Source organism: Psychrobacter sp. W2-37-MNA-CIBAN-0211, from assembly GCF_040309405.1.
Lineage (GTDB): Bacteria > Pseudomonadota > Gammaproteobacteria > Pseudomonadales > Moraxellaceae > Psychrobacter > Psychrobacter glaciei.
Genome location: NZ_JBEOOU010000615.1, coordinates 1 through 233 on the forward strand (window position 1 = coordinate 1; position 233 = coordinate 233).

The 233-nt window shown below is 61.4% G+C and carries 1 pseudogene; it reads right to left on the reverse strand.

Going from position 1 to position 233, the window contains the following annotated elements:
* Positions 1–233, reverse strand: a pseudogene (locus AAEY72_RS16480) (hypothetical protein); the annotation flags it as partial.

The following is a 233-nucleotide window of genomic DNA, read 5'->3' on the forward strand; positions in this document are numbered from 1 at the left end:
GAGTGGACTGCTAGCGCGCTTGGCATTGAGCCCGTAATACAACACCCCGCCCAACGCCGAGCCGGTGAACCAGCCGTAGCTGTAGAACCAGCTGAACGCATCGCTGCCCAGCGACAGCAACGTCAGCACCACCGGTACACCAAAGGCGACAAAGCCGCTCCAGTTCCAGGCCGGGTACACGTCATCGCGGTACAGGCCGGCCAGGTCCAACTGTTGTCTGCGGGTAATGAAGT